This is a genomic window from Pseudomonas sp. PLMAX, assembly GCF_046042685.1.
Taxonomy (GTDB): Bacteria; Pseudomonadota; Gammaproteobacteria; order Pseudomonadales; family Pseudomonadaceae; genus Aquipseudomonas; species Aquipseudomonas putida_AE.
In genome coordinates this window covers 6,131,141-6,150,408 of the sequence record NZ_CP064949.1, presented here as the reverse complement: position 1 = coordinate 6,150,408, position 19,268 = coordinate 6,131,141, and the positions used below count along the sequence as shown (strand labels likewise).

The following is a 19,268-nucleotide window of genomic DNA, read 5'->3' as shown; positions in this document are numbered from 1 at the left end:
TGCGGCAGCTCCTACATGGAAATGCGTTCCCCTGTAGGAGCTGCCGCAGGCTGCGATCTTTTGATCTTCGTTCAGGCTCAGGCCGTTTGAACATTGACCACGGGCTCAACCCTCGAAGCAGGCCTATACAGAATCCAGTAATAAGACCCCAGGCAAATCAGCCAGCAAAACACCGCCGTCCACACGTTGTGCGAGAAAAAGTGTGCCCCCTGCAGCATCCGGCCGATGGAAAACACCGAACCCAGGGTAAAGGCGAAAACCAGTGCCGCACGTGCCATGCGTGGACGGCGATCACGCAACACGAAAAACAGCGCAAACAGGGTGAAACCGGTCGCGGCGTGACCGCCAGGCCAGCAACGACCCGGTTTCTCCGTGGCCGGACGCGGGCTCAACAATTCGCTGTAGGTCTCGTGGCCGCCGAACTGCTCGAGGCTCCACGGGCATTGCACCGCCGTTACCGCTTTCATCGGGGTGACGAAGGACGTCGCCAGCCCCAGGGACAGCACCAGGCAGCCCAATTCCCGCTTGAACGGTTTGAGCCGGGTCATGAAGAATGAACCGGCAAAGCCGAAGATTGCCAGCACCGAAAAGGCAATGACCAGTTGCTTGGCCCGGTCGTGCAGGACGGTTTCCAGGAAATAACTGTGCCGCCCGATGAAATCCCCGGCGACCGGGTCGTAGAACAGCCTGGCCAGGTCCATGTCCAACGTCGTCAGTTCGAGCAATACCAGAATGATGGCTGCAATGGCGGGAACACCCAGGCACACCCAGAAGTTGAGCGGTCGGGAAGCGGGGCGTGCAGAGATCGAAACCATGGCAAATCCTTGGTCAGTGGAATGTTCTTGAGTACGCAGCCGCGCGGAGTCTGCGCTCTATCCTGTCGTCAACCTGTGAACCGATAGTGAAAAAAACGTTGAGGCTCGAGCCGGTCATTTCGCCAGGCAAACGCCTGCACACAACCCTGGCCCTGAGGCTTACTTGGCCTTAAGCTGCGCGGGCCAAGACGGCCGTCACTGTGTACGGAGAAGATGCCCATGCGAATTTTATTGGTTGAAGACAACCGCGATATCCTGGCCAATCTGGCCGATTACCTGGGACTCAAGGGCTATACCGTGGATTGCGCACAGGACGGCTTGTCGGGCCTGCATCTGGCAGCCACCGAGCATTACGACTTGATCGTGCTCGACATCATGTTGCCTGGCATCGACGGTTACACGCTGTGCAAACGCCTGCGCGAAGATGCCCGCCGCGACACTCCAGTGATCATGCTCACCGCTCGCGATCAACTGGATGACCGGCTGCAGGGCTTCAAGTCCGGTGCCGACGACTACCTGATCAAACCTTTCGCCTTGTCCGAACTGGCGGCGCGGGTCGAAGCGGTCATGCGTCGCACCCAGGGGGGCGGTCGCCGGACCTTGCAGGTCGGCGACCTGAGTTATGACCTCGACACCCTGGAAGTCACCCGCGAAGGTCGCTTGCTCAAGCTCAATCCGGTGGGCCTGAAGTTGCTGGCGGTACTGATGCAGAAAAGCCCGCATGTACTGCGCCGGGAAATTCTCGAAGAGGCCCTGTGGGGCGATGACTGTCCGGACAGCGACAGCCTGCGCAGCCACGTCCATCAATTGCGCCAGGTGATCGACAAACCGTTCGCCAAACCGCTGCTGCAAACCGTGCACGGTGTGGGTTACCGCCTGGCCGAGGGGCGTGATGGAGTTTAAACAGAGCCTTTCGCAACGGATCATCATTGCCTTTGCGCTGATGAGCGCACTGGTGGCGGGCGCCTTTGCCATGGGTATCGTCTTCACCGTGCACCTGGTGGAAGAAAAACTGATCTCGGCGGGCCTGGGCGGTGATTTGCAGCGCCTGTTGCTGATGGACAACGTCTCGGACTGGAGCCACCGCCCGGAACCGGACCAACTGTTCTATTTCAGCGGCGGGCCGGGCGATTTCGAGTTGCCCAAGGATTTGCGCCACCTGGACTCGGGTTTTCACGAAGTCTTCCGCGAGCAACTGTCGTACCACGCGATGGTCGAGATCGTCGATGGCCGGCGCTATGTCCTGTTGCAAGACCAGAGTGACTTCGAAGAACGCGAGCGGGTGCTGTTTGCCGTGGTATTGGTGGGGTTCGTGCTGAGTCTGGCGCTGGCGGTGTTCCTCGGCTGGGTACTGGCACGCAAGGTGATGGCGCCGGTGGTCAGGCTGGCGCGCCAGGTACGTCATCGCGATCAGTTGCTGGGCCTGGCGCCGCCGCTGGCGCCTGATTATGCGGCCGATGAAGTGGGTGAACTGGCCGTGGCCTTCGACGCGACCCTCGGCCGTTTGCGCCAGGCGCTGACCCGCGAGCGCATGTTCACCAGCGACGTCAGCCATGAACTGCGCACACCCTTGATGGTGCTGGCCAGTTCCTGCGAGTTGCTGTTGGAAAACCCCGGTATCGATCAGCGCGGCCGTGCCCAGGTCGAGCGAATTGCCCGCGCCAGTGAAGAAATGCGCGAGCTGGTACAAACCTTCCTGATGCTGGCTCGCACTCAGCGCGAAGATGCCGGCATGTCTGCGCAGCAGACGTTGGGCGAAGTGGCCGACGGGTTGATCAGCCTGTGGCGCGAGCCGATCGAGACCAAAGGTCTCAAGCTGATCGTCGACTGGGGAAGCCCACACACGACGCGTTACAACGCGACGCTCCTGCAGGCGGTGATGGGCAACCTGTTGCGTAACGCTCTGCATTACACCGACCGTGGGTTTATCCGCCTGAGCCTGATGCCCACGGGATTCATGGTCGAGGACAGTGGCGTGGGCATTCCCGAGGAAAAACGCGAAGCGATGTTCGAACCTTTCGTGCGGGGTAACGAGAAACGCGGGGAGGGCTTGGGTCTTGGGCTATCGTTAGTACAAAGGATCTGTGAAAACCAGGGCTGGAGCGTCAGCCTGACGACCATGGAACCCAATGGCTGTCGTTTTCACGTCCAGTTCAATACATCGAATGTGAATTGATCGGTATCGCTGACTTGTAAAACCTTGAAATGATTCTGGGTTGTACATGACAAATTTTTCACAATTGCATGACCTGAAACTGACACATCGCTACCTAAGGTGGTCGGCATCAGAAGCTCAGGAGAGATTGAAGATGGTGGATGGCCCGATCAAACTGGATTTTTCCAACAAGTACGACGATCAACACGCCCAACGTTACCTGCAAAAGCATAAGGATGGCGTTGGCCGCCGCTTGTCCCACTGGCGTGACGTGCAAATGGCGCGCAAGGCGCTGGCGTTGGTCGGCGAACCGGGACTGGTCCTCGATCTGCCCTGCGGCGCGGGGCGTTTCTGGCCAATGCTGGCGGAAAAACCCAACCGCGTGATCATCGGTGCCGACAACTCCGAGTCCATGATCAAGATCGCTACACAGTCGCAACCGGCTGAAGTGGTGAAACGGGTACAACCCTTGCAGACTTCTGCGTTCGACATCGCGTTGCCGGATAACGCCGTCGACAGTATTTTCTGCATGCGTTTGCTCCACCACATCGGTGAAGCCGAGCATCGACTGGCGATCTTGCGCGAATTCGAGCGCGTCAGCCGTGACAGCGTCATCCTCTCGCTGTGGGTCGACGGCAATTTCAAAGCCTGGAAACGCAAGCGCTCGGAGAGAACCCGTGGGCAGGAAGGTTACCAAAATCGATTTGTGTTACCGGCAGCTGTCGTAGAAAAAGAATTTGAGCAGGCAGGTTTCCGTATTCAGGAACGTATCGACTTTTTGCCGCTCTATGCCATGTGGCGAGTTTACGTATTGCGCAAGAGGTAACAGATGGCAGAGCAGTGTGCAGCAGGATCGGGCCTGGCCTCCCAGGACCGATTCGATTTCTTCTGGAATCAGCGCGGAGAATGGGTGGAAGAGCCCAACGTCCGGCGCGGTGGTGAGAGTGGCGTGCAGCGCCTGATGGGCAGTGATGGGCAGTTGCTCTACGTAAAACGCCAGACCGGCCATATCCATCGGGGGCTCTTGCACCCTTTCGGACGGCCGACGGTGTTGCGTGAGCGTGATGCACTCACCGGCCTTCGCCTACTCAATGTTCGAGTTCCGGAAATCGTTTTCTGTGAAGCACAACGCGATCCCGTGCATAAATGGCGCGCATTGCTGGTGACCAAGTCCCTGGACGGCTTCGAGGAAATCGAGAAGTGGTACGAAGGTGGTGGACGCGAGCGCCATGGCGAGGCTGTGCACGATCGCGTGCTCAAGGACCTGGCCGATAATCTGGCGCGCATGCACAAGGGGCGTTGGCAACACAGCTGCATCTATATCAAGCACGTATTTGTTCGCGTCACCGGTGAGGGCGAGGCGGCCAAAGTCGAGGTTGCCTTGATCGATCTGGAGAAGTGCCGGCAGCGCTTGAGCGCCCGCCAGGCGGCTGCCCATGACATGAAGCAGCTGCGCCGCCACTCGTCATTCAGCACGACGGACTGGAAGAAACTCGTCTATTTTTATGAGACGGCGTTTGGCAGCGCTATCAAAGGTTTATAGAAATGAAACTTGAAGTTGCGCGAGGTTTGTTTCTGGTAGGAGCCTTGGCAGTTGCTTCACTCGCGGTGGCGGCATGGGAGCAGCCCCGCACGCAAGTCCTCAGTTCAGTACACAGTGATGCGCACTGTCCGTTGCCACGGGTTGCCAAGGCATCCGTGGCCACTCAACCCGATCATGATCTGTTGCTGTTCATGTTCGGACTTTCTCAAGGACTGAGGCCGCAAAGTTGAACAGATTGAAGCCCAAATAAAAGGCCTCGCTAAATGCGAGGCCTTTTGTTTAACGGCAACATCAAAAGATCGCAGCCTGCGGCAGCTCCTACAGGGGATCGGCGTACACCCTGTAGGAGCTGCCGAAGGCTGCGATCTTTTGATTTTAAGGTTTATCGGGTCTGGCCAGCAGCGTATACACGCACGGCAACACAAACAGGGTAAACAACGTACCGATCGACATCCCCGTGGCGATGACCGTACCGATGTCGAACCGGCTCACCGCGCCCGCCCCCGTGGCGATGATCAAGGGCACCATGCCAAACACCATCGCCGCCGTGGTCATCAATACCGGACGCAGACGAATGGACGCGGCTTCCTCCACCGCTTCGCGGGGCGTCAGGCCCTTGTCCTTGCGCAACTGGTTGGCGAACTCGACGATCAGGATCCCGTGCTTGCTGATCAGGCCGATCAACGTCACCAACCCGACCTGGGTATAGATGTTCATGCTCGACCAGCCGAGGAACAGCGGCAGCAATGCGCCGCAGATCGACAGCGGTACGGTCACCAGGATCACCAGCGGGTCGCGGAAGCTTTCGAACTGAGCTGCGAGCACCAGGAAAATGATCGCCAATGCGAGGGCGAAGGTGACCCATAGCGCACTGCCTTCCTGGACGTATTGCCGCGATGCGCCGGCATAGTCGAAGGCAAAGCCCGCCGGCGCTTCTTCCCGGGCGATCTGGCGCACGGCGTCGATGGCTTCACCCATGCTCACCAGCGGTACCCCGGACAGGATCGCCGAGTTGAGTTGCTGGAACTGGTTCAGTTGCCGCGGCCGCGCCCGGTCGGTCACGCTGATCAGGGTCGAGAGGGCGAGCAGTTCGCCCTGGGTGTTCTTCACGTAGTAATTGTTCAGCCAGTCAGGGTTATCGCGGAAGGGCCGTTCGACCTGGGCAATGACTTTGTAGCTGCGCCCATCAACGGTGAATCGGTTGATTTCCGCCTCACCCAGCAAGGTCGCGAGTGTCCCGCCCAGGTCCTGCATCGACACACCCATCTGGGCCGCTTTGGCACGATCGATGTCCACCACCACTTCCGGCTTGTCGAAGGCCAGGTCGACGTCGACGAAAGCGAATTTGCCGGACTCCATTGCGCGTTTTTTCACTCGGTCGACCACCTGCAGCAGCAACTCGTAATCGTTGGCGGTGTTGATGACGAACTGGAACGGCAGACCCTCGCCGGTGCCCGGCAGGGAGGGCAGGTTGAAGCCGAAAACCTGCAACCCGGAAATGCTTTCCAGCTTGGCCTGGACCTCGGGCAGGATCTCCATCTGCGTGCGGCTGCGGTCGTTCCAGGGCTTGAGCAGGAAACCGCCGATGCCCGATTGCACACCGTTGAAGCCGTTGATCTGGAACGATGAGTAGTACTCGGGAAACGCCTTGAAGATCTCGATGAACTCGTCGGTGTAGGTGTTCAAGTAGTCGAGGTTGGTCGGTTGGGGAGCGTTGGCCAGCATGAAAATGATGCCCTGGTCCTCATCCGGTGCCAGTTCCGACTTGGTGAACTTGAGCAGCACCGGAATCAGGCACAGCACGATCACCGCGAACACCAGCACCACTGGCCGGGTGTTGAGGGTGCCGTGGAGCATTTTCTGGTAACGGCGCTTGAGGCGTTCGAAAATCATGTCCAGGCGGTGGGCCAGGCCCGTGGGGTTTTCATCGTGGCGCAGCAGCAGGGCGCACATCATCGGTGACAGGGTCAGGGCGACGATGCCGGAGATCACCACCGCACCGGCCAGGGTCAGGGCGAACTCCTTGAACAAGGCCCCCGTCAGGCCCGTGAGGAAGCCGATCGGCGCATACACCGCCGCCAGGGTGATGGTCATCGAGACTACCGGCATGGCGATCTCCCGGGCGCCCTCGATGGCGGCGTCCAGCGGTGTCTTGCCTTCCTCGATGTGACGGTGGATGTTTTCCACCACCACGATGGCGTCGTCCACCACCAGGCCGATGGCCAGCACCATCGCCAGCAGGGTCAGCAGGTTCAGGGAGTAACCCATCATCTGCATGAAGAACATCACGCCGATCATCGACAGCGGAATGGTGACCACCGGGATCACCACCGAGCGCAACGCACCGAGGAACAGGAATACCACCACGATCACGATCAGCACTGCTTCGAACAGGGTCTTCACCACCTCGTCGATCGACGCCTGGATGAACAGCGTGGCGTCGTAGGCAATTTCCCCCTTGAGGTTGGGTGGCAGCTGGGCCTCCAGTTCCGGCATCAGCTTGCGCACTTCCTTGATTACGTCCAGCGGGTTGGCTGCGGGCGTGGCCTTGATGCCGATGTACACCGAGGGCGTACCGCCGAAGGAGCTGATGGTGTCGTAGTTCTCCGCGCCCATCTCGACCCGCGCGACATCGCTTAGCAGCACACGACTGTCACCGTCGACCTTGAGCGGGATCGCGGCGAAGGCTTCGGCGGATTTGAGTTCGGTGTTGGCGTTGATGCTGGTGACCACGTACTCGCCTTTCACTTCGCCGGCGGCGGAAAGGAAGTTGTACTGGCGTACCGCGTTGGTCACGTCGCTGGCGCTAAGGCCGAAACCAGCGAGTTTCACCGGGTCCAGCCACAGGCGCATGGCGAATACCTGGTTGCCGAGGATCTCGGCTTCGGCCATGCCCGGCAGGGTCGCCAGTTTCGGCTGGATGACTCGCGACAGGTAGTCGGTAATCTGCGGGTTGCTCAGTTCCTTGCTGAAGAAACTGATGTACATCAGCGCCGAGGCGTCGGCGGCTTCCTTGCTCAGCACCGGGTCTTCGGCATCCTGGGGCAGCTGGTTCTTGACCTCGTTGGCCTTGGCCAGCAGTTCGGTGAACAAGCGGTCGCTGTTGGCGCCGATGCGCGCATAAATCGAGATCACCGAGAAGTTCTGGCGACTGACCGAGGTCATGTAGTCGATACCCTCGGCGCTGGCCAGGCTCTGTTGCAGCGGTTGGGTGATGTAGCCCTGGATGGTTTCGGCGTTGGCCCCGGGGTACGCGGTGGTGACCGTGATCAGGGCATTTTCCATTTGCGGGTATTGGCGCAGCGGCAACTTGCTCCAGGCCTGGAAGCCCAGCAGCACAATCAGCAGGCTGACCACGGTGGCGAGCACCGGGCGACGGATGAACGGGTCGGTAAAAGCCATTGGGGGTTCCTTGATCAGTCCGCGCGAGGCTGACTGTTCTTCTCGGCCAGGGTCTTGTCGTCGCTGATGGCGATGTGCGCACCGTTGTCCAGTTTGATCTGGCCGGCCGTGACCACTTTTTCGCCGTTCTTCACACCTTTGGTGATCACCACCTGGCCGTCGCGGCGTTCACCGGTTTCGATGAAGCGCCGTTCAGCGATCAGGACCGGCTGGCCCTTGTCGTCCTTTTCGAGGCTGCCGTCTTCGGCCTTTTTCTCTGCGACGACATACAGTGAGTTGCCATAGAGCGTGTAGGTGATCGCGCTTTCCGGCACGACGATGCTCGGTTGCGGGTTGGGCAACATCACCTGCAGGCTGGCGAACATGCCGGGCAGCAGCTTGCCATCGGGGTTGGCCAGGGTCGCGCGGACCTGCATGTTGCGCGTGCTGTTTTCCAGTTTCGGGTTGATCGCACTGATGGTGCCGGGGAAGGTCAGGGAAGGGTAGGCCGCGACGATGATTTCCACCGGCTGGCCGATGGCGACCTTCGGCACCGACTGCTCGGGCACGAAAAAGTCGACGTAGAGACTGCTGAGGTCTTGCAGGGTGGCAATCATGGTGCCACTGGCCAGATAGTCGCCAACGTCCACCTGGCGAATGCCGATGGTCCCGCTGAAGGGGGCGACGATGCTTTTTTTGCCGAGCGCCGCCTTGAGTTGATTGACCGTGGCCTTGCTCTTTTTCTGTACCGCCGACAGGCGATCGAACTCGCCTTTGGAAATGGCCTGGCTGCCCACCAGCTGGCTGCCGCGACCGTAATCGAGTTGGGCCAACCCGAGGTCGGCCTGGGCGGTTTCGAGCAAGGCGGTTTCCACGGCGCTGTCCAGGCGCAGCAGCGGTTGACCGGCCTTGACCTTCTGCCCGGACTCGAACTGCAGATCGACGACCGTGCCGTCGGTCTCCAGGCTCAGGTCCACGCCTTGCAGCGCCTTGAGCGTGCCGACCGTGGGCAGGCGGGCCTGCCATGGCCGTTCGGTTGCCGTGGCCACGGCGACGCTGATCGGCGGTTTGGGCGCGGAGAAGCCTTGGATCATCGTGTAGATGGAGAAGGCTTTGTAACCGGCCAGGACCAGCACGACCAACAGAACAACACCCAACATGATCAGCATGCGGCGACGCAGCATATTTCCAGTTCCTTGGAGAAAATCAGGTGAGACAGTGGGGAACCTTACCCCGACTCCGCGGGTGATTCCAATGGATGTTTTTTGGGGCTTCCCCCCATCTGTAGGAGCCGGCTTGCCGGCGAAGGGGCCGTTGGATTTGCAGCGATCTTTGGGGCGCCTTCGCCGGCAAGCCGGCTCCTACAAGATCTCCATCAAGCCATCAAGTGAAGATGGTTGTCCCAGAGCCCCGCAGGTAGCTCCAGCGGTTTTGCCAGCAGGTTTTCCTGGCGGCAATCGTAGTAACGGCAACGGCCCTGGCCCGAGGTCACGACAAACCCGTCGGCCACCGCACCCACCCCGGCGCAATCGGGCAGTGGCGCGTCCAGGCGCACTTCGCCGCTGTCCAGGTCCCATATGAAAAAGCGATTGCCCCGGGGCGCGGTCAAGGCGACCAGGCGCAAGTCGCTGTGCACCGCGACGCTGGCGGTGTAGTGCCCCATGGCCTGCAATTGATGCTCGGGCACCGGGAACGCCAAGAACGGCTGGCCGGGACGCTTGATCGCCAGCAGCTCCGAGTGCTCGTGAGCCGCTCCCATGAATTGCTGGCCGGCAACGATGGTGCCGTCGCTGGCGATGCCCAGGTGACGCACGCTGTTCATCTGCTGGCCGAGGGTTTCCTTGCTCAGCAGGGTGCCGTCGCGCTGCATCAGCACCAGGCTGGGCTCCATGGCATTGAGGTTCATCTCGACCCGGCTTTCGGCTTCGGTGCGGATGCCGCCGTTGGCCACCACCAGGGTCTCGCCATCGGGCATCCACGACACTTGATGCGGGCCGATGCCGTGGGTGGGGATCTCGCCGCTGTGGACCAGGCGTTCGCCTTCGAACTTGTAGACACCAAGCAGGCCGCGACCCGGATCAGTGGTGTCGTTTTCTGTGGCGTACAGCCAGTCACCACTGTGGTGAATCACCGCATGTCCGTAGAAGTGCCGGTTCGGCTGCGACGTCACGGTTTGCAGCAGCGTGCCGTCTCGCAGGTCGATCAGGTAGCTCTCGGTGCCCGGACGCCGGGCAACGAACAGCGCGATCGGCAGCGCCGGGTGGTTGATGATGTCGTGGCAGCGCTGGCCGACCTGGGTGGCAAACACCCGGGTGCCGTCCAGTCGGTAACCGACGGCGTAGTGCTTGCCGTCGGTATCGTCCCGCGCCGAGAGCAGCAGCGGGCTTTCATCCTTGTGCCTGGACAGCGTCCAGCCGCCCAGTGTCACCGCACCCAGCAGCAAACTCCCTAACTTCAGAGCCTGGCGTCGCAGCATGGAACTTGCCCTCATCAGTCACCGTCGTTGGCGTTGAAGCCCAGTTGGATGCCCAGCGCCTTGGCCAGCTCGCCTTCGTGCAGGCGGTGGACGACGTTGAGGCTGTCGTAGAGATCATTGAGTTGCTGGCGACCGGCGTCGTCGTCGAGCATTTCGGTCAGCGAGCGCTGGCTGCTGGCGAACAGTTTCAACGAGGCGGCGTAGGCCGCGTCGATCTTGTCGGCCAATGGCTTTTGATCGCTCGGCAACAGGCCGCGCAGGCCTTTGTTGTCGACACCTTCCCACACCGTTTTGGCGGCGGCGAGGCTGGCCTCCAGGGCGCTCAGGGACGACTGGCTACGCCACGCATCGGCCTGGAACGGCTGCGGCACGCCTTTGCTCTGGCGGCCCATCGGCGTGCCGAGCTTTTTCTTCAAGGTATCGAGGGCGGTCACCTGCACGCGCAGTAGATCGGCGATCGCTTCGTGGGAGTCGGCATAGCGCTGGTTCGGGAACTTGCTCATCTGCGCGAGCATGCCGTCGGTGTTGTTCCAGCTCTTGAGGATCTCTTCGGCCAGTTGTTTCTGGCGCTCGCCGATGGCGATCAGCAGCGGACAGTACTTGGCCTTCTGCTCGGCGTTGGCCACATCAGGCTTGCTGTCGAACAGGATGTATTCATAGGCCGACAGGCCTTGCACCACCACACTGGACTTGGCCAGCGCCGCGGCATCGATCTGTGGTTGCGCGGTGACCAGTTGTTCGACCTGACGACCGACCAGGTTCTTCTTGTCCGGCCAGAACTGCACTTGCCAGGCACGGTTGCCCTCGGCCAATGGACCAATCAGCAGCGGTTGCAGCTCGGCCCAGGCTTTTTGCGCGTGCAGGAAGTCGGCGCGGGCGGTTTCCAGGTTTTCCTTGCCTTCGCAATAGGCGAGGGCGCTGACGGCCAACTGGCGGTCGGCTTCAACCCAGCGGGTGTAGGTCGGCAGGATCACCGACTTGGCGATCGCTGCCGAGGTGACGGCCTGCGGGTCCTGCGGCGAGCAGGCGCCCAGGGCGAGTGCGGCAAGGCTGGTGAACAACAATTTGGGACGGAACATGTCGGGCTCCCGCTGGAAGATGCGTATTAAAGGGAATTCAAAAACGCCAGCAACGCAGCGCGCTGCTCGGCATTGAAAGTCAAAACCTGTTGCTGCGCCGCTGTTGCCTCGCCGCCATGCCAGAGCACGGCTTCGAGCAGGTTGCGGGCGCGGCCGTCATGCAGGAACTGGGTGTGGCCACTGACCGCCTGCGTCAGGCCAATGCCCCACAACGGCGGGGTGCGCCAATCGCGGCCACTGGCCTGGAACTCGGTGCGGTTGTCGGCCAGGCCGTCGCCCATGTCGTGCAGCAGCAGATCGCTGTAGGGGCGAATCACTTGATTGGCCAGTTCAGGTTCGGCGGCGTTGGCGGCGGTGGTGTACTTGGGGGTGTGACAGGACTGGCAGCCGGCCTGGTAGAACAGGCTCTTGCCGGCCAGCACCTGGGGCGTGCCGACATCGCGACGCGCCGGCACGGCGAGGTTGCGGGTATAGAACAGCACCAGGCGCAGGATGTTGTCGCTGACTTCAGGCTCGCCATCGGGGCCGTTGCCGCTTGGTGCCTGTTTGCAGGCGGTTTGCGCGTCGGTGCAGTCGTCAAAGGGGCGAAGGCTGGTCGTGAGGCCCATGTCACCGGAAAACGCATGCACATTTTGTTGATTGAGGTTCGGTTGCCCGGCTTTCCAGCCAAATCGCCCGAGCACGGTTTTCTGCTGTACGTCATCCCAGACCCGGTTCGGACGCCCGGCAATGCCGTTATTGGCCTTTGCCTGCGCTTGGGCATTGGCCAGGATCGCCTCTTCCGGGATGGCCTCCAGCAAGCCCAGGCCAATCATCGGCGGCGCCACCCGGGCCGAGAGTCGCGTGTCGGGGTGCATCGGGCCGTAGTTCAGTTGGGTGATATTCAGGCTCGGTTTACGCAATTGGACTTCGGTGCCGTCCTTGAAGCGAATCGGCACCGGCGTGTACTCGACCCGCACCTTGCCTTCCGGGGTGACGCCAGGCACGGCCATGTCCTGGAACTGCCCGCCATAGACCGGCTCCGGTACGACGCCCTGCTGCTCGATGACCTTGGCGTAGGCCGGGGCGTCGGGAATCGACAGGCGTACCAGCATCGACACGGCATTCGACGCATCGGCGGGCGGCGGGTGACCGCGGCCGTCCTTGATATGGCAGCCCTGGCAGGCATTGGTATTGAACAGCGGGCCGAGGCCGTCGCGGGCGGTGGTGGTCGAAGGCGCGATCACCCAGGGGCTGCGAAAGAAACTGTTGCCGACGCTGAAGTCCACGCGCCGTGACGGCGGCAGGTTGGCGGAGGGCAGCGAAAAGGCGTTCTGGTCGGTCTTGCGCACGGTCGTGCTGCCGCCGGAGCGGGCTTCACCGGGTTCGGCCTGGGTGAACTTCGGGGCGTCATCGCAGGCACTCAGGCACAGGGCCAGCAACAGTGCGGACAAGCGAAGAGGCAGCGAGGGCATCAGACATCCTGCAAGACGAGCAAAACAAGGGCGCAAAGTCTAACAGGGCAGGGGGTTTTGAATAAGAGGAATTATCGTTTGCCTGATTTGGGACATAGACCCAGGCCTGACGCACCCAATACATATGTAACGCACCAGGGGGTTCTCCCAGGGGCACGATGGGGGCTGTTTACCCACAGAAGAGATTCGCCATGCTGCATGAACCTTCATCCCTGGCAGCGTTACCTGCCGTCCGGGACAATTCCTTGCAAATCACCCAGAGCAGGAAGTTGTCGGAACTGAGTATCCAGACCGCAGAGCTGTTCCAGAGCCAACCTGCCTTCCATGCTTTCGTGCAACAGCGCTTCGACAAGGCGTTCCCTGATCTGACGCCGCCGCTGGATCTGCTGCGCAGCTTTATCGAGTGTCTCGAAACCGACGACGCGTCCACCGGGGAGCCGGACGACACGTTCGATATCCAGTCGATGTCGTCCAGCCTGATGGACGCGGTGGTGCAACGTATCGTCACCGGGCAAGCGGCGGACTTTACCCGTCGCAAGGCCCGCTTCTATCGACTACCCGAAGCGGGCAAGGAGGCGACGCTCCTGACCGCGCTCACGCCCGGGGCGTTCGATACATTTCTCGATGACCTGGCCGGCGGGGTGCTGGCGAACTATGGAGAGTACCTGGATGAATACTGGGCTGGCGCCGTGGGCCCGACCGATTCGCGAACCCGCAAGCAATGTTTGATCGAGACTCGAACTGAGGCGCTGAAAGCCGAAGTTGCCTTGCTCAAGGGTGATGGCCTGCTCGACGCCACCGATGAGGCGCTGTTTGGCAAAGTGTTGCGCTACCCGACCGCCCAGGCTCGGCAGATTTTAAAAAGTTATCGTCCTTGTGTGTATGGGCTGGCCCTCAAGGACGATGAGGCAGCCCATATCCCGCTGCATGGGGCGTTCATCCTGACCGCACGGGACCCGCAAGACTCGGAGGTGAAGTGGGATACCAAGGACGCTGCCCCGACGATTCGTCCCGTTGCGCCGACAGCCAATGTGGGCCAGGTGTTGTTGTTTGTCCCGGCCATGGGGCTTGAGGCGTTCGACTCGTTGGCCAGCCTTGACCGCGAACTGCATCGAAGATTGAGTCATGGCGCCGAGTTCACGACGTTGCTGGCCTTGGTGGCCGACAAGGACCAGGCCCGCGGCCTGGCCTTGCATCGTGCTGCCCCTGAACGCGATCGGGTGCACTACCTTGAGCGTCTGGACTCTCCCTTCAGCCATGGCATTGAATCGCAGTGCCTGCTGATTCGCGAAAACCTCGCCTCGACCGTTGACAGGTACCAGGATACGGGAGCGCACATCGATAAGGCGGACCTGCCCTGCGGATTTGACCGGGTGACCGATTTGCGCAGGGCCTTTGATGTCGAGCAGGTCTTGTGGGCGCGGATCAAAAAGCGCTGCAGGGCCCGGTTGGCGGCCTTTCTGCAGGATGCCGACGAAACCGACAAAAATGCCTGGGCCACAGCAACGGCCAGTTATGGCGAGGAACTGGCCAACCTGTCCGAGCCCGAAGGGTTTCCGTCATTAACCCAGTTCAGCAACCGCCGTGACCTGTTGGCCTACAGCAATCGCCGACTTCGCGCGGCCCTCGAGGGCGAGTATGGCCTGACGGTCAATCCGGACGACATCATCGTCCACAGCAAGGAGCCATCAGTCCCTCCGATTGTCGTTCCCCCCGGCGCGCCCGGCTCCACCATCCGCGACCCCGGCGAGCCGCTGTTCAAGCACCGCAAGCGGACGTTGACCGAGCTGGCCCTGGAAAATGTCGGTGGACTGGATTTCAACTTCACCCATTTCTCCAGGATGACCTTGAAGGTCGAGGGCAGCGACAAGCCCGATGAAGCCTTGCAGCCCGAGGATATGCAGGCCGCGAAATCGGCCGAGACGTTTGACGAATTGAGCCTTGAGCAGGTCAAGGACCTGGTCCGCAGGCTCAACGTCGGTAAAAATTACGACGCTTTTTTGAAGGACGCATTGATCACTTCCCCGCAGGCGGCGGTTCGCAAGCAAGCTTATGCCCGGGTCATGGAACGGCAGCTGCGCCTGGACGCCATTGAAGCCAAGATCAATGGCGATTTTTACCCGGACCGGCTGGCACGTGGTTTCAACTGGGTACAGGCGGTGCTGGATGCGCCGGTCGACGACGATAAGCGTCGCGAGGTCGAGGGGCATCGGGTGGTGGTAGAACATTTGAAGCTGCGCGGTCAGCGGGTACGCGGGGTGTTGTTGTTCCGTACGTCAGCGGCCGGCGGCTCGATTGTGGCGTATACGCCCCAGGCGCCTGGCGGACGGGTGTTCCATGAGTTTGTCGCTGAGCGCTTCACGCTTGATTTCACCCATGACAGTCAATGGCGGGAGTATCTGGTTGGGCGGGTAGAGCGGGCGTTCCAACCCCATGTCCGGTCCACGTTGAGAGGCCGGGGCGACCTTTCAATGGTTCACATGTCCAGGATTGCCAACAACGTCTTTGAGGACGCCTACGAAACCGAGGCCAATTTTGCGATCAACGATGCAGCGGCTCAAGTGACCACCACCGAGCAAACCAACGTCGAGACTGGAATCAGCGTTGCCACCAAGGCGCTCGATGTGCTGATGATGGTATTGCCGGTGCGGGTGACCTTGCCGATCGGCCTGGCCAGGAGCCTGTATTCCGTCTTCAACGTGGTTGAAGCGGCGAGCCTGGGAGACCGAACCGCCGCGGCCCATCACGTCGTCCGGGCATTGGGCGAGTTTGTCGGTGCGTTGGCCGATGGGTTTGTCGGCTCGCGGCATGTCAGTGGTGGACTGAAGGTCGCTCCAGGCGCGCGATGGTTGAGCCCGGAAATGGCTCTGGGGAAAAAGCCCGAGGGGCTGTTGCCCTTGCCGGGGTGGGAGGGCAAGGGCATCCACTACAGAAAATCGAAAGTCGATGGTTCAAAGCAGTATTTCCTCAATGACCGAAACCACTGGTACTCGATCATCGATGAAGGTTTCGAGGACGCCTGGCGAGTCAGGGACGCTCGCAAACCGATCCAGGGGCATTACTCACCGATTCGTCAGGATTCGGCGGGGCACTGGGAAATCGGCACTCATCACGATGCGCCCGGGTTGGGCGGCGGAGTCACCGAGAGAGCACTCAGGGATATCCGTCCGTTTCTCGACGAAACACAGGCCAGGCGCGTGTTCGACTCGTTCCTTTTTCCGCGAGGACGTCAAAGCGAGTTCGAATTGAGTCTGGTTGATCACCTGCGCAGAGGAATGGACCTGAGTGTTTTCGACCCGTACCTGACAATCTCTCCCCATCGTTTGCAATTACGCCTCAGAGGCCTGGATTTCTCGCGCTCATGGAGCGGCGGCGAGGTTACCGACACCAGTCGACCGGCACCCGTCGAGCCGACGCCAGGGCCGAGTCGACCGGCGCCCGCCCCGTCGCGCCCGGCCCGTCCAGCCAATGAGAAATTTGCCGATTGGGGGCAAGTCATTGATGCGACCCAGCTTCAGTTACAAAACGCGCAAATGGGGATCTATCGACGAACGGCGGGCGACCCGGCGTTGGTGGGGCGCGACTACGTCAAGATCGACGAGCGCTATTATCCGATCCTGCCTGCCGGGGGAACCGTGAGAGAGGGGCTGGTTTTCATGTACGACCCGGCCATCGAGATCAATAATTTTGTGCAATTCGAGCAGTTGCTGCGGTCTGATCCGTTCAGCCAGCCAAGAGTGGCCACCTTCAGTACGACACTGTCCCGGTGGGTACATCCGATCGAGTTGCCTTTCGAGAAAAGTATCGCTGCGTACGTGGAGGATGGGTTTGCGACGTTGACCGTGGATTCGCGGTTGCAGGTGGCCAACCGCCTGTTCAATCAGGCCAATCCAGCGGGGCCAACCGGCTGGGGGATCACTTCGATGCGGCGCACCCTGCAGAACTGGCGTTTCGGGCCCTCGGCAACCCGAGCGTCATTGGGTGATCCGTTGTCGATGCTGCCGAGAGCGCCGAGGGCACTGGATGGGTCCTGGACGCTGAACAGCCCTCCAGGTTATTACAGTCGGCTGCATTTCAGCACTGAAGGGGTTGATGTGCTGTTGCATGACGCGCTCAGTAGCGGATCTGGAAGTACGCTACGGACATTGATGACCGAGCGATTGACCGGCAGTCGCTACCAGGTGGTCCCCGGCGGTGCCGGGTCCGAGCTGATTTTCCGGCGTCCGGGGCGTGAGACGCTGTATTGGTTGACCTTACGCAGCGTCGTGGGGGACGTGGTCGAGGGCGGCAGCTATGTCGGTCCAAGGACTCACCAGATGGACGCTGCAACCCGTGCGTTGTTCGTTCAAGCTCAAGCTGACAACAACCTGGTGACATTGATCGGCGGCATCCAGCGGCCGGTGGAGGGTGGCGCGGTGAATATTTTCGTTTTCCGCATCTGAGGCAAGCGAAGCGAAAAAAAAATGCCCCGAACGTGTCGGGGCATTTTTATGGTGCGCCAGGCATGGCGCGTTGCGCGCAAGCGCAACCAGCTTGGCTGTGGTGGCCTCGCTGGTGACTTGGAGGTGAAAGTCCTCTACACACCCGGCAAGGGGAAGTGTTAGCCAGAGGCAAGGGTGTCGCGGGCGACTGCGAATCTGAAGGAAGCCCGAGGCAAAATGCTGGCCTGACGAACAGGAAGCGGATGAGGCGGTGCAGCGGGGTAAGGTAGCCATAATTGCCAAAGCCCAATACTTGCACGGAACGCTGCGACGTATATCCGACAGGCATAAGCAGGAAGGTCGCGCGAATTACCCTGGGAGATCTGTAGGTTTGCCACTGTGCTACCGAGCGTCGAGAGGCGACGGGATGAACCTGCAGAAGTCAGCCGAGGCCGTAGTAAGTGGCAAATAACCATGCCACCAAGGGCCGAACAGGTTATGCCGCCAGTAGGCGTCAGAGTCTCGTCGAATGCTGAAACGCAGAATATTCTCCAAGAGGAAACTGTTACCCCAGGTCCCGGACGGTATCCGAGGATGACGGCTGACAGGGCGCAAGCATCGACGGCGTCTGTGACGTGGACGAACGCGGAGCCGGACACGCTGATGGCGCGGGTGCTTGCACCGGCCAACCTCAGACGTGCGTATCAACGCGTAGTCAGCAACAAGGGCGCGCCGGGTGCCGATGGCATGACGGTCGACGAATTGGCGGGCTACGTGAAACAGTATTGGCCGATCCTCAAGACTCGGTTGCTGGCCGGCGAGTATCACCCGCAAGGTGTGCGCGCCGTCGACATCCCCAAACCCAAAGGCGGAACAAGACAGCTGGGAATCCCCTGCGTCGTGGATCGTCTGATCCAACAGGCCCTGCTGCAACAGCTCACGCCGATCTTCGATCCGTTGTTCTCGGACTACAGCTACGGTTTTCGTCCGGGCAGAAGCGCTCATCAAGCCATCGAAACAGCCCGTGCCCACGTGGCAGCGGGTCACCGCTGGTGCGTGGAACTGGATCTGGAGAAGTTCTTTGATCGGGTCAACCACGATGTATTGATGGCCTACATCGAGCGTCAAATCGAAGACAAACGTGTGCTCACGCTGATCCGTCGCTACCTCGAAGCGGGGACGATGTCAGGTGGTCTTGCCAGCCGACGGCAGGAAGGGACGCCGCAAGGCGGCCCGCTCTCGCCGTTGCTGTCGAACATCCTGCTCAACGAACTCGATCGCGAATTGGAACGACGGGGTCACCGCTTCGTGCGCTATGCCGACGATGCGAACATTTATGTGCGCAGTCGCCGTGCTGGCGAGCGAGTGATGGCCGGCGTGGAGCGGTTCCTGAACCAGCGCCTTAAATTGACGCTGAATCGGGACAAGAGCCGGGTAGCCGGATCCTGGAGGTGCGATTACCTGGGTTACGGGATGAGCTGGCATCAGCAGCCGAGACTGAGAGTAGCTGTGATGAGCCTGGGCCGCTTGCGCGACCGGCTTAGAGACCTGCTGCGCGGAGCGCAGGGCTGCAAGATGGCGAGCGTCATCGAGCGGATTAACCCTGTACTGCGCGGCTGGGCGGGTTACTTCAAGCTCAGTCAAAGCAAGCGACCCCTTGAGGAGTTGGACGGTTGGGTGCGTCACAAACTGCGCTGCATCCTCTGGCGCCAATGGAAGCAGCCCTCAACCAGGGCGCGTAACCTGATGCGTCTGGGGATCGACGAAGGACGCGCTCGTAGATCGGCGTCCAATGGGCAGGGCCCTTGGTGGAACTCGGGAGCGTCACATATGAATCAGGCGCTGCCGAAGAAGCTGTGGGATCGCCTCGGTTTGGTCTCGATACTGGATACGATAAACCGGCTTAGCCGTGTAACCTGAACCGCCGTATACGGAACCGTACGT

At 60.8% G+C, this 19,268-nt stretch carries 13 protein-coding genes; 7 read left to right on the top strand and 6 right to left on the bottom strand.

Annotated features, from left to right (window positions below):
• Window positions 1-77: 77 nt before the first annotated feature.
• Window positions 78-815 (bottom strand): phosphatase PAP2 family protein, encoded by a 738-nt coding sequence (locus tag DKB71_RS27915; protein ID WP_408598757.1) that lies wholly within the window; start codon window positions 813-815, stop codon window positions 78-80.
• Between the two features lie 219 nt (window positions 816-1,034).
• Between DKB71_RS27915 and colR the strand changes: the two genes are divergently transcribed.
• From colR to DKB71_RS27890, 5 genes are all read left to right on the top strand, one after another.
• Window positions 1,035-1,718, top strand: coding sequence for a two-component system response regulator ColR (gene colR, locus DKB71_RS27910; RefSeq protein WP_053155177.1), 684 nt, complete (start codon window positions 1,035-1,037; stop codon window positions 1,716-1,718).
• Window positions 1,708-2,991 (top strand): sensor histidine kinase, encoded by a 1,284-nt coding sequence (locus DKB71_RS27905; protein WP_408598754.1) that lies wholly within the window; start codon window positions 1,708-1,710, stop codon window positions 2,989-2,991. The genes colR and DKB71_RS27905 overlap by 11 nt, the downstream gene beginning before the upstream one ends.
• A 136-nt stretch (window positions 2,992-3,127) precedes the next feature.
• Complete coding sequence (locus tag DKB71_RS27900; RefSeq protein WP_408601164.1) at window positions 3,128-3,796, top strand: class I SAM-dependent methyltransferase; 669 nt, start codon at window positions 3,128-3,130, stop codon at window positions 3,794-3,796.
• Window positions 3,797-3,799: 3 nt separating this feature from the next.
• On the top strand, window positions 3,800-4,513 hold the full coding sequence (locus tag DKB71_RS27895; protein WP_274074239.1) for a lipopolysaccharide kinase InaA family protein: 714 nt from the start codon (window positions 3,800-3,802) through the stop codon (window positions 4,511-4,513).
• Between the two features lie 2 nt (window positions 4,514-4,515).
• Window positions 4,516-4,743, top strand: a complete 228-nt coding sequence (locus DKB71_RS27890; RefSeq protein ID WP_081504798.1) for a hypothetical protein — start codon at window positions 4,516-4,518, stop codon at window positions 4,741-4,743.
• 145 nt (window positions 4,744-4,888) lie between these two features.
• Here the strand turns inward: DKB71_RS27890 and DKB71_RS27885 are convergent, their stop codons facing one another.
• The 5 genes from DKB71_RS27885 to DKB71_RS27865 all read right to left on the bottom strand — a co-directional run bounded on the left by DKB71_RS27885 (window position 4,889) and on the right by DKB71_RS27865 (window position 12,903).
• Window positions 4,889-7,915, bottom strand: coding sequence for a multidrug efflux RND transporter permease subunit (locus DKB71_RS27885; protein ID WP_274074240.1), 3,027 nt, complete (start codon window positions 7,913-7,915; stop codon window positions 4,889-4,891).
• Between the two features lie 14 nt (window positions 7,916-7,929).
• Entirely contained in the window at window positions 7,930-9,078 is a 1,149-nt protein-coding gene (locus DKB71_RS27880) for an efflux RND transporter periplasmic adaptor subunit (RefSeq protein WP_274074241.1), read from the bottom strand.
• Window positions 9,079-9,269: 191 nt separating this feature from the next.
• Window positions 9,270-10,370 carry a DUF1513 domain-containing protein gene (locus tag DKB71_RS27875; protein ID WP_323627512.1) on the bottom strand — a complete coding sequence of 367 codons (1,101 nt, stop codon included), beginning with the start codon at window positions 10,368-10,370 and terminating at the stop codon, window positions 9,270-9,272.
• A gap of 14 nt (window positions 10,371-10,384) precedes the next feature.
• Window positions 10,385-11,449 carry an imelysin family protein gene (locus tag DKB71_RS27870; protein ID WP_274074243.1) on the bottom strand — a complete coding sequence of 355 codons (1,065 nt, stop codon included), beginning with the start codon at window positions 11,447-11,449 and terminating at the stop codon, window positions 10,385-10,387.
• Between the two features lie 26 nt (window positions 11,450-11,475).
• A complete protein-coding gene (locus tag DKB71_RS27865) occupies window positions 11,476-12,903 on the bottom strand; it encodes a di-heme oxidoredictase family protein (RefSeq protein WP_408598750.1) in 1,428 nt (475 codons plus the stop codon).
• 191 nt (window positions 12,904-13,094) lie between these two features.
• On the opposite strand from DKB71_RS27865, the gene DKB71_RS27860 reads away from it, so the two are divergent.
• Together DKB71_RS27860 and ltrA are read left to right on the top strand one after the other, a co-directional pair.
• Complete coding sequence (locus DKB71_RS27860) at window positions 13,095-17,345, top strand: dermonecrotic toxin domain-containing protein (RefSeq protein WP_408598748.1); 4,251 nt, start codon at window positions 13,095-13,097, stop codon at window positions 17,343-17,345.
• A 477-nt stretch (window positions 17,346-17,822) separates the two neighbouring features.
• Window positions 17,823-19,244: a group II intron reverse transcriptase/maturase gene (ltrA, locus tag DKB71_RS27855; RefSeq protein ID WP_408598746.1), complete on the top strand. Its 1,422-nt coding sequence runs from the start codon at window positions 17,823-17,825 to the stop codon at window positions 19,242-19,244.
• Window positions 19,245-19,268 lie beyond the last annotated feature (24 nt).

What these genes read in the sequence shown, in the direction of transcription:
- DKB71_RS27915 (WP_408598757.1), bottom strand. Translation starts at nt 815, where the DNA reads ATGGTTTCGATCTCTGCACGCCCCGCTTCCCGACCGCTCAACTTCTGG.
- colR (WP_053155177.1), top strand. Translation starts at nt 1,035, where the DNA reads ATGCGAATTTTATTGGTTGAAGACAACCGCGATATCCTGGCCAATCTG.
- DKB71_RS27905 (WP_408598754.1), top strand. Translation starts at nt 1,708, where the DNA reads ATGGAGTTTAAACAGAGCCTTTCGCAACGGATCATCATTGCCTTTGCG.
- DKB71_RS27895 (WP_274074239.1), top strand. Translation starts at nt 3,800, where the DNA reads ATGGCAGAGCAGTGTGCAGCAGGATCGGGCCTGGCCTCCCAGGACCGA.
- DKB71_RS27890 (WP_081504798.1), top strand. Translation starts at nt 4,516, where the DNA reads ATGAAACTTGAAGTTGCGCGAGGTTTGTTTCTGGTAGGAGCCTTGGCA.
- DKB71_RS27885 (WP_274074240.1), bottom strand. Translation starts at nt 7,915, where the DNA reads ATGGCTTTTACCGACCCGTTCATCCGTCGCCCGGTGCTCGCCACCGTG.
- DKB71_RS27880 (WP_274074241.1), bottom strand. Translation starts at nt 9,078, where the DNA reads ATGCTGCGTCGCCGCATGCTGATCATGTTGGGTGTTGTTCTGTTGGTC.
- DKB71_RS27875 (WP_323627512.1), bottom strand. Translation starts at nt 10,370, where the DNA reads ATGCTGCGACGCCAGGCTCTGAAGTTAGGGAGTTTGCTGCTGGGTGCG.
- DKB71_RS27870 (WP_274074243.1), bottom strand. Translation starts at nt 11,449, where the DNA reads ATGTTCCGTCCCAAATTGTTGTTCACCAGCCTTGCCGCACTCGCCCTG.
- DKB71_RS27865 (WP_408598750.1), bottom strand. Translation starts at nt 12,903, where the DNA reads ATGCCCTCGCTGCCTCTTCGCTTGTCCGCACTGTTGCTGGCCCTGTGC.
- DKB71_RS27860 (WP_408598748.1), top strand. Translation starts at nt 13,095, where the DNA reads ATGCTGCATGAACCTTCATCCCTGGCAGCGTTACCTGCCGTCCGGGAC.
- ltrA (WP_408598746.1), top strand. Translation starts at nt 17,823, where the DNA reads ATGCCGCCAGTAGGCGTCAGAGTCTCGTCGAATGCTGAAACGCAGAAT.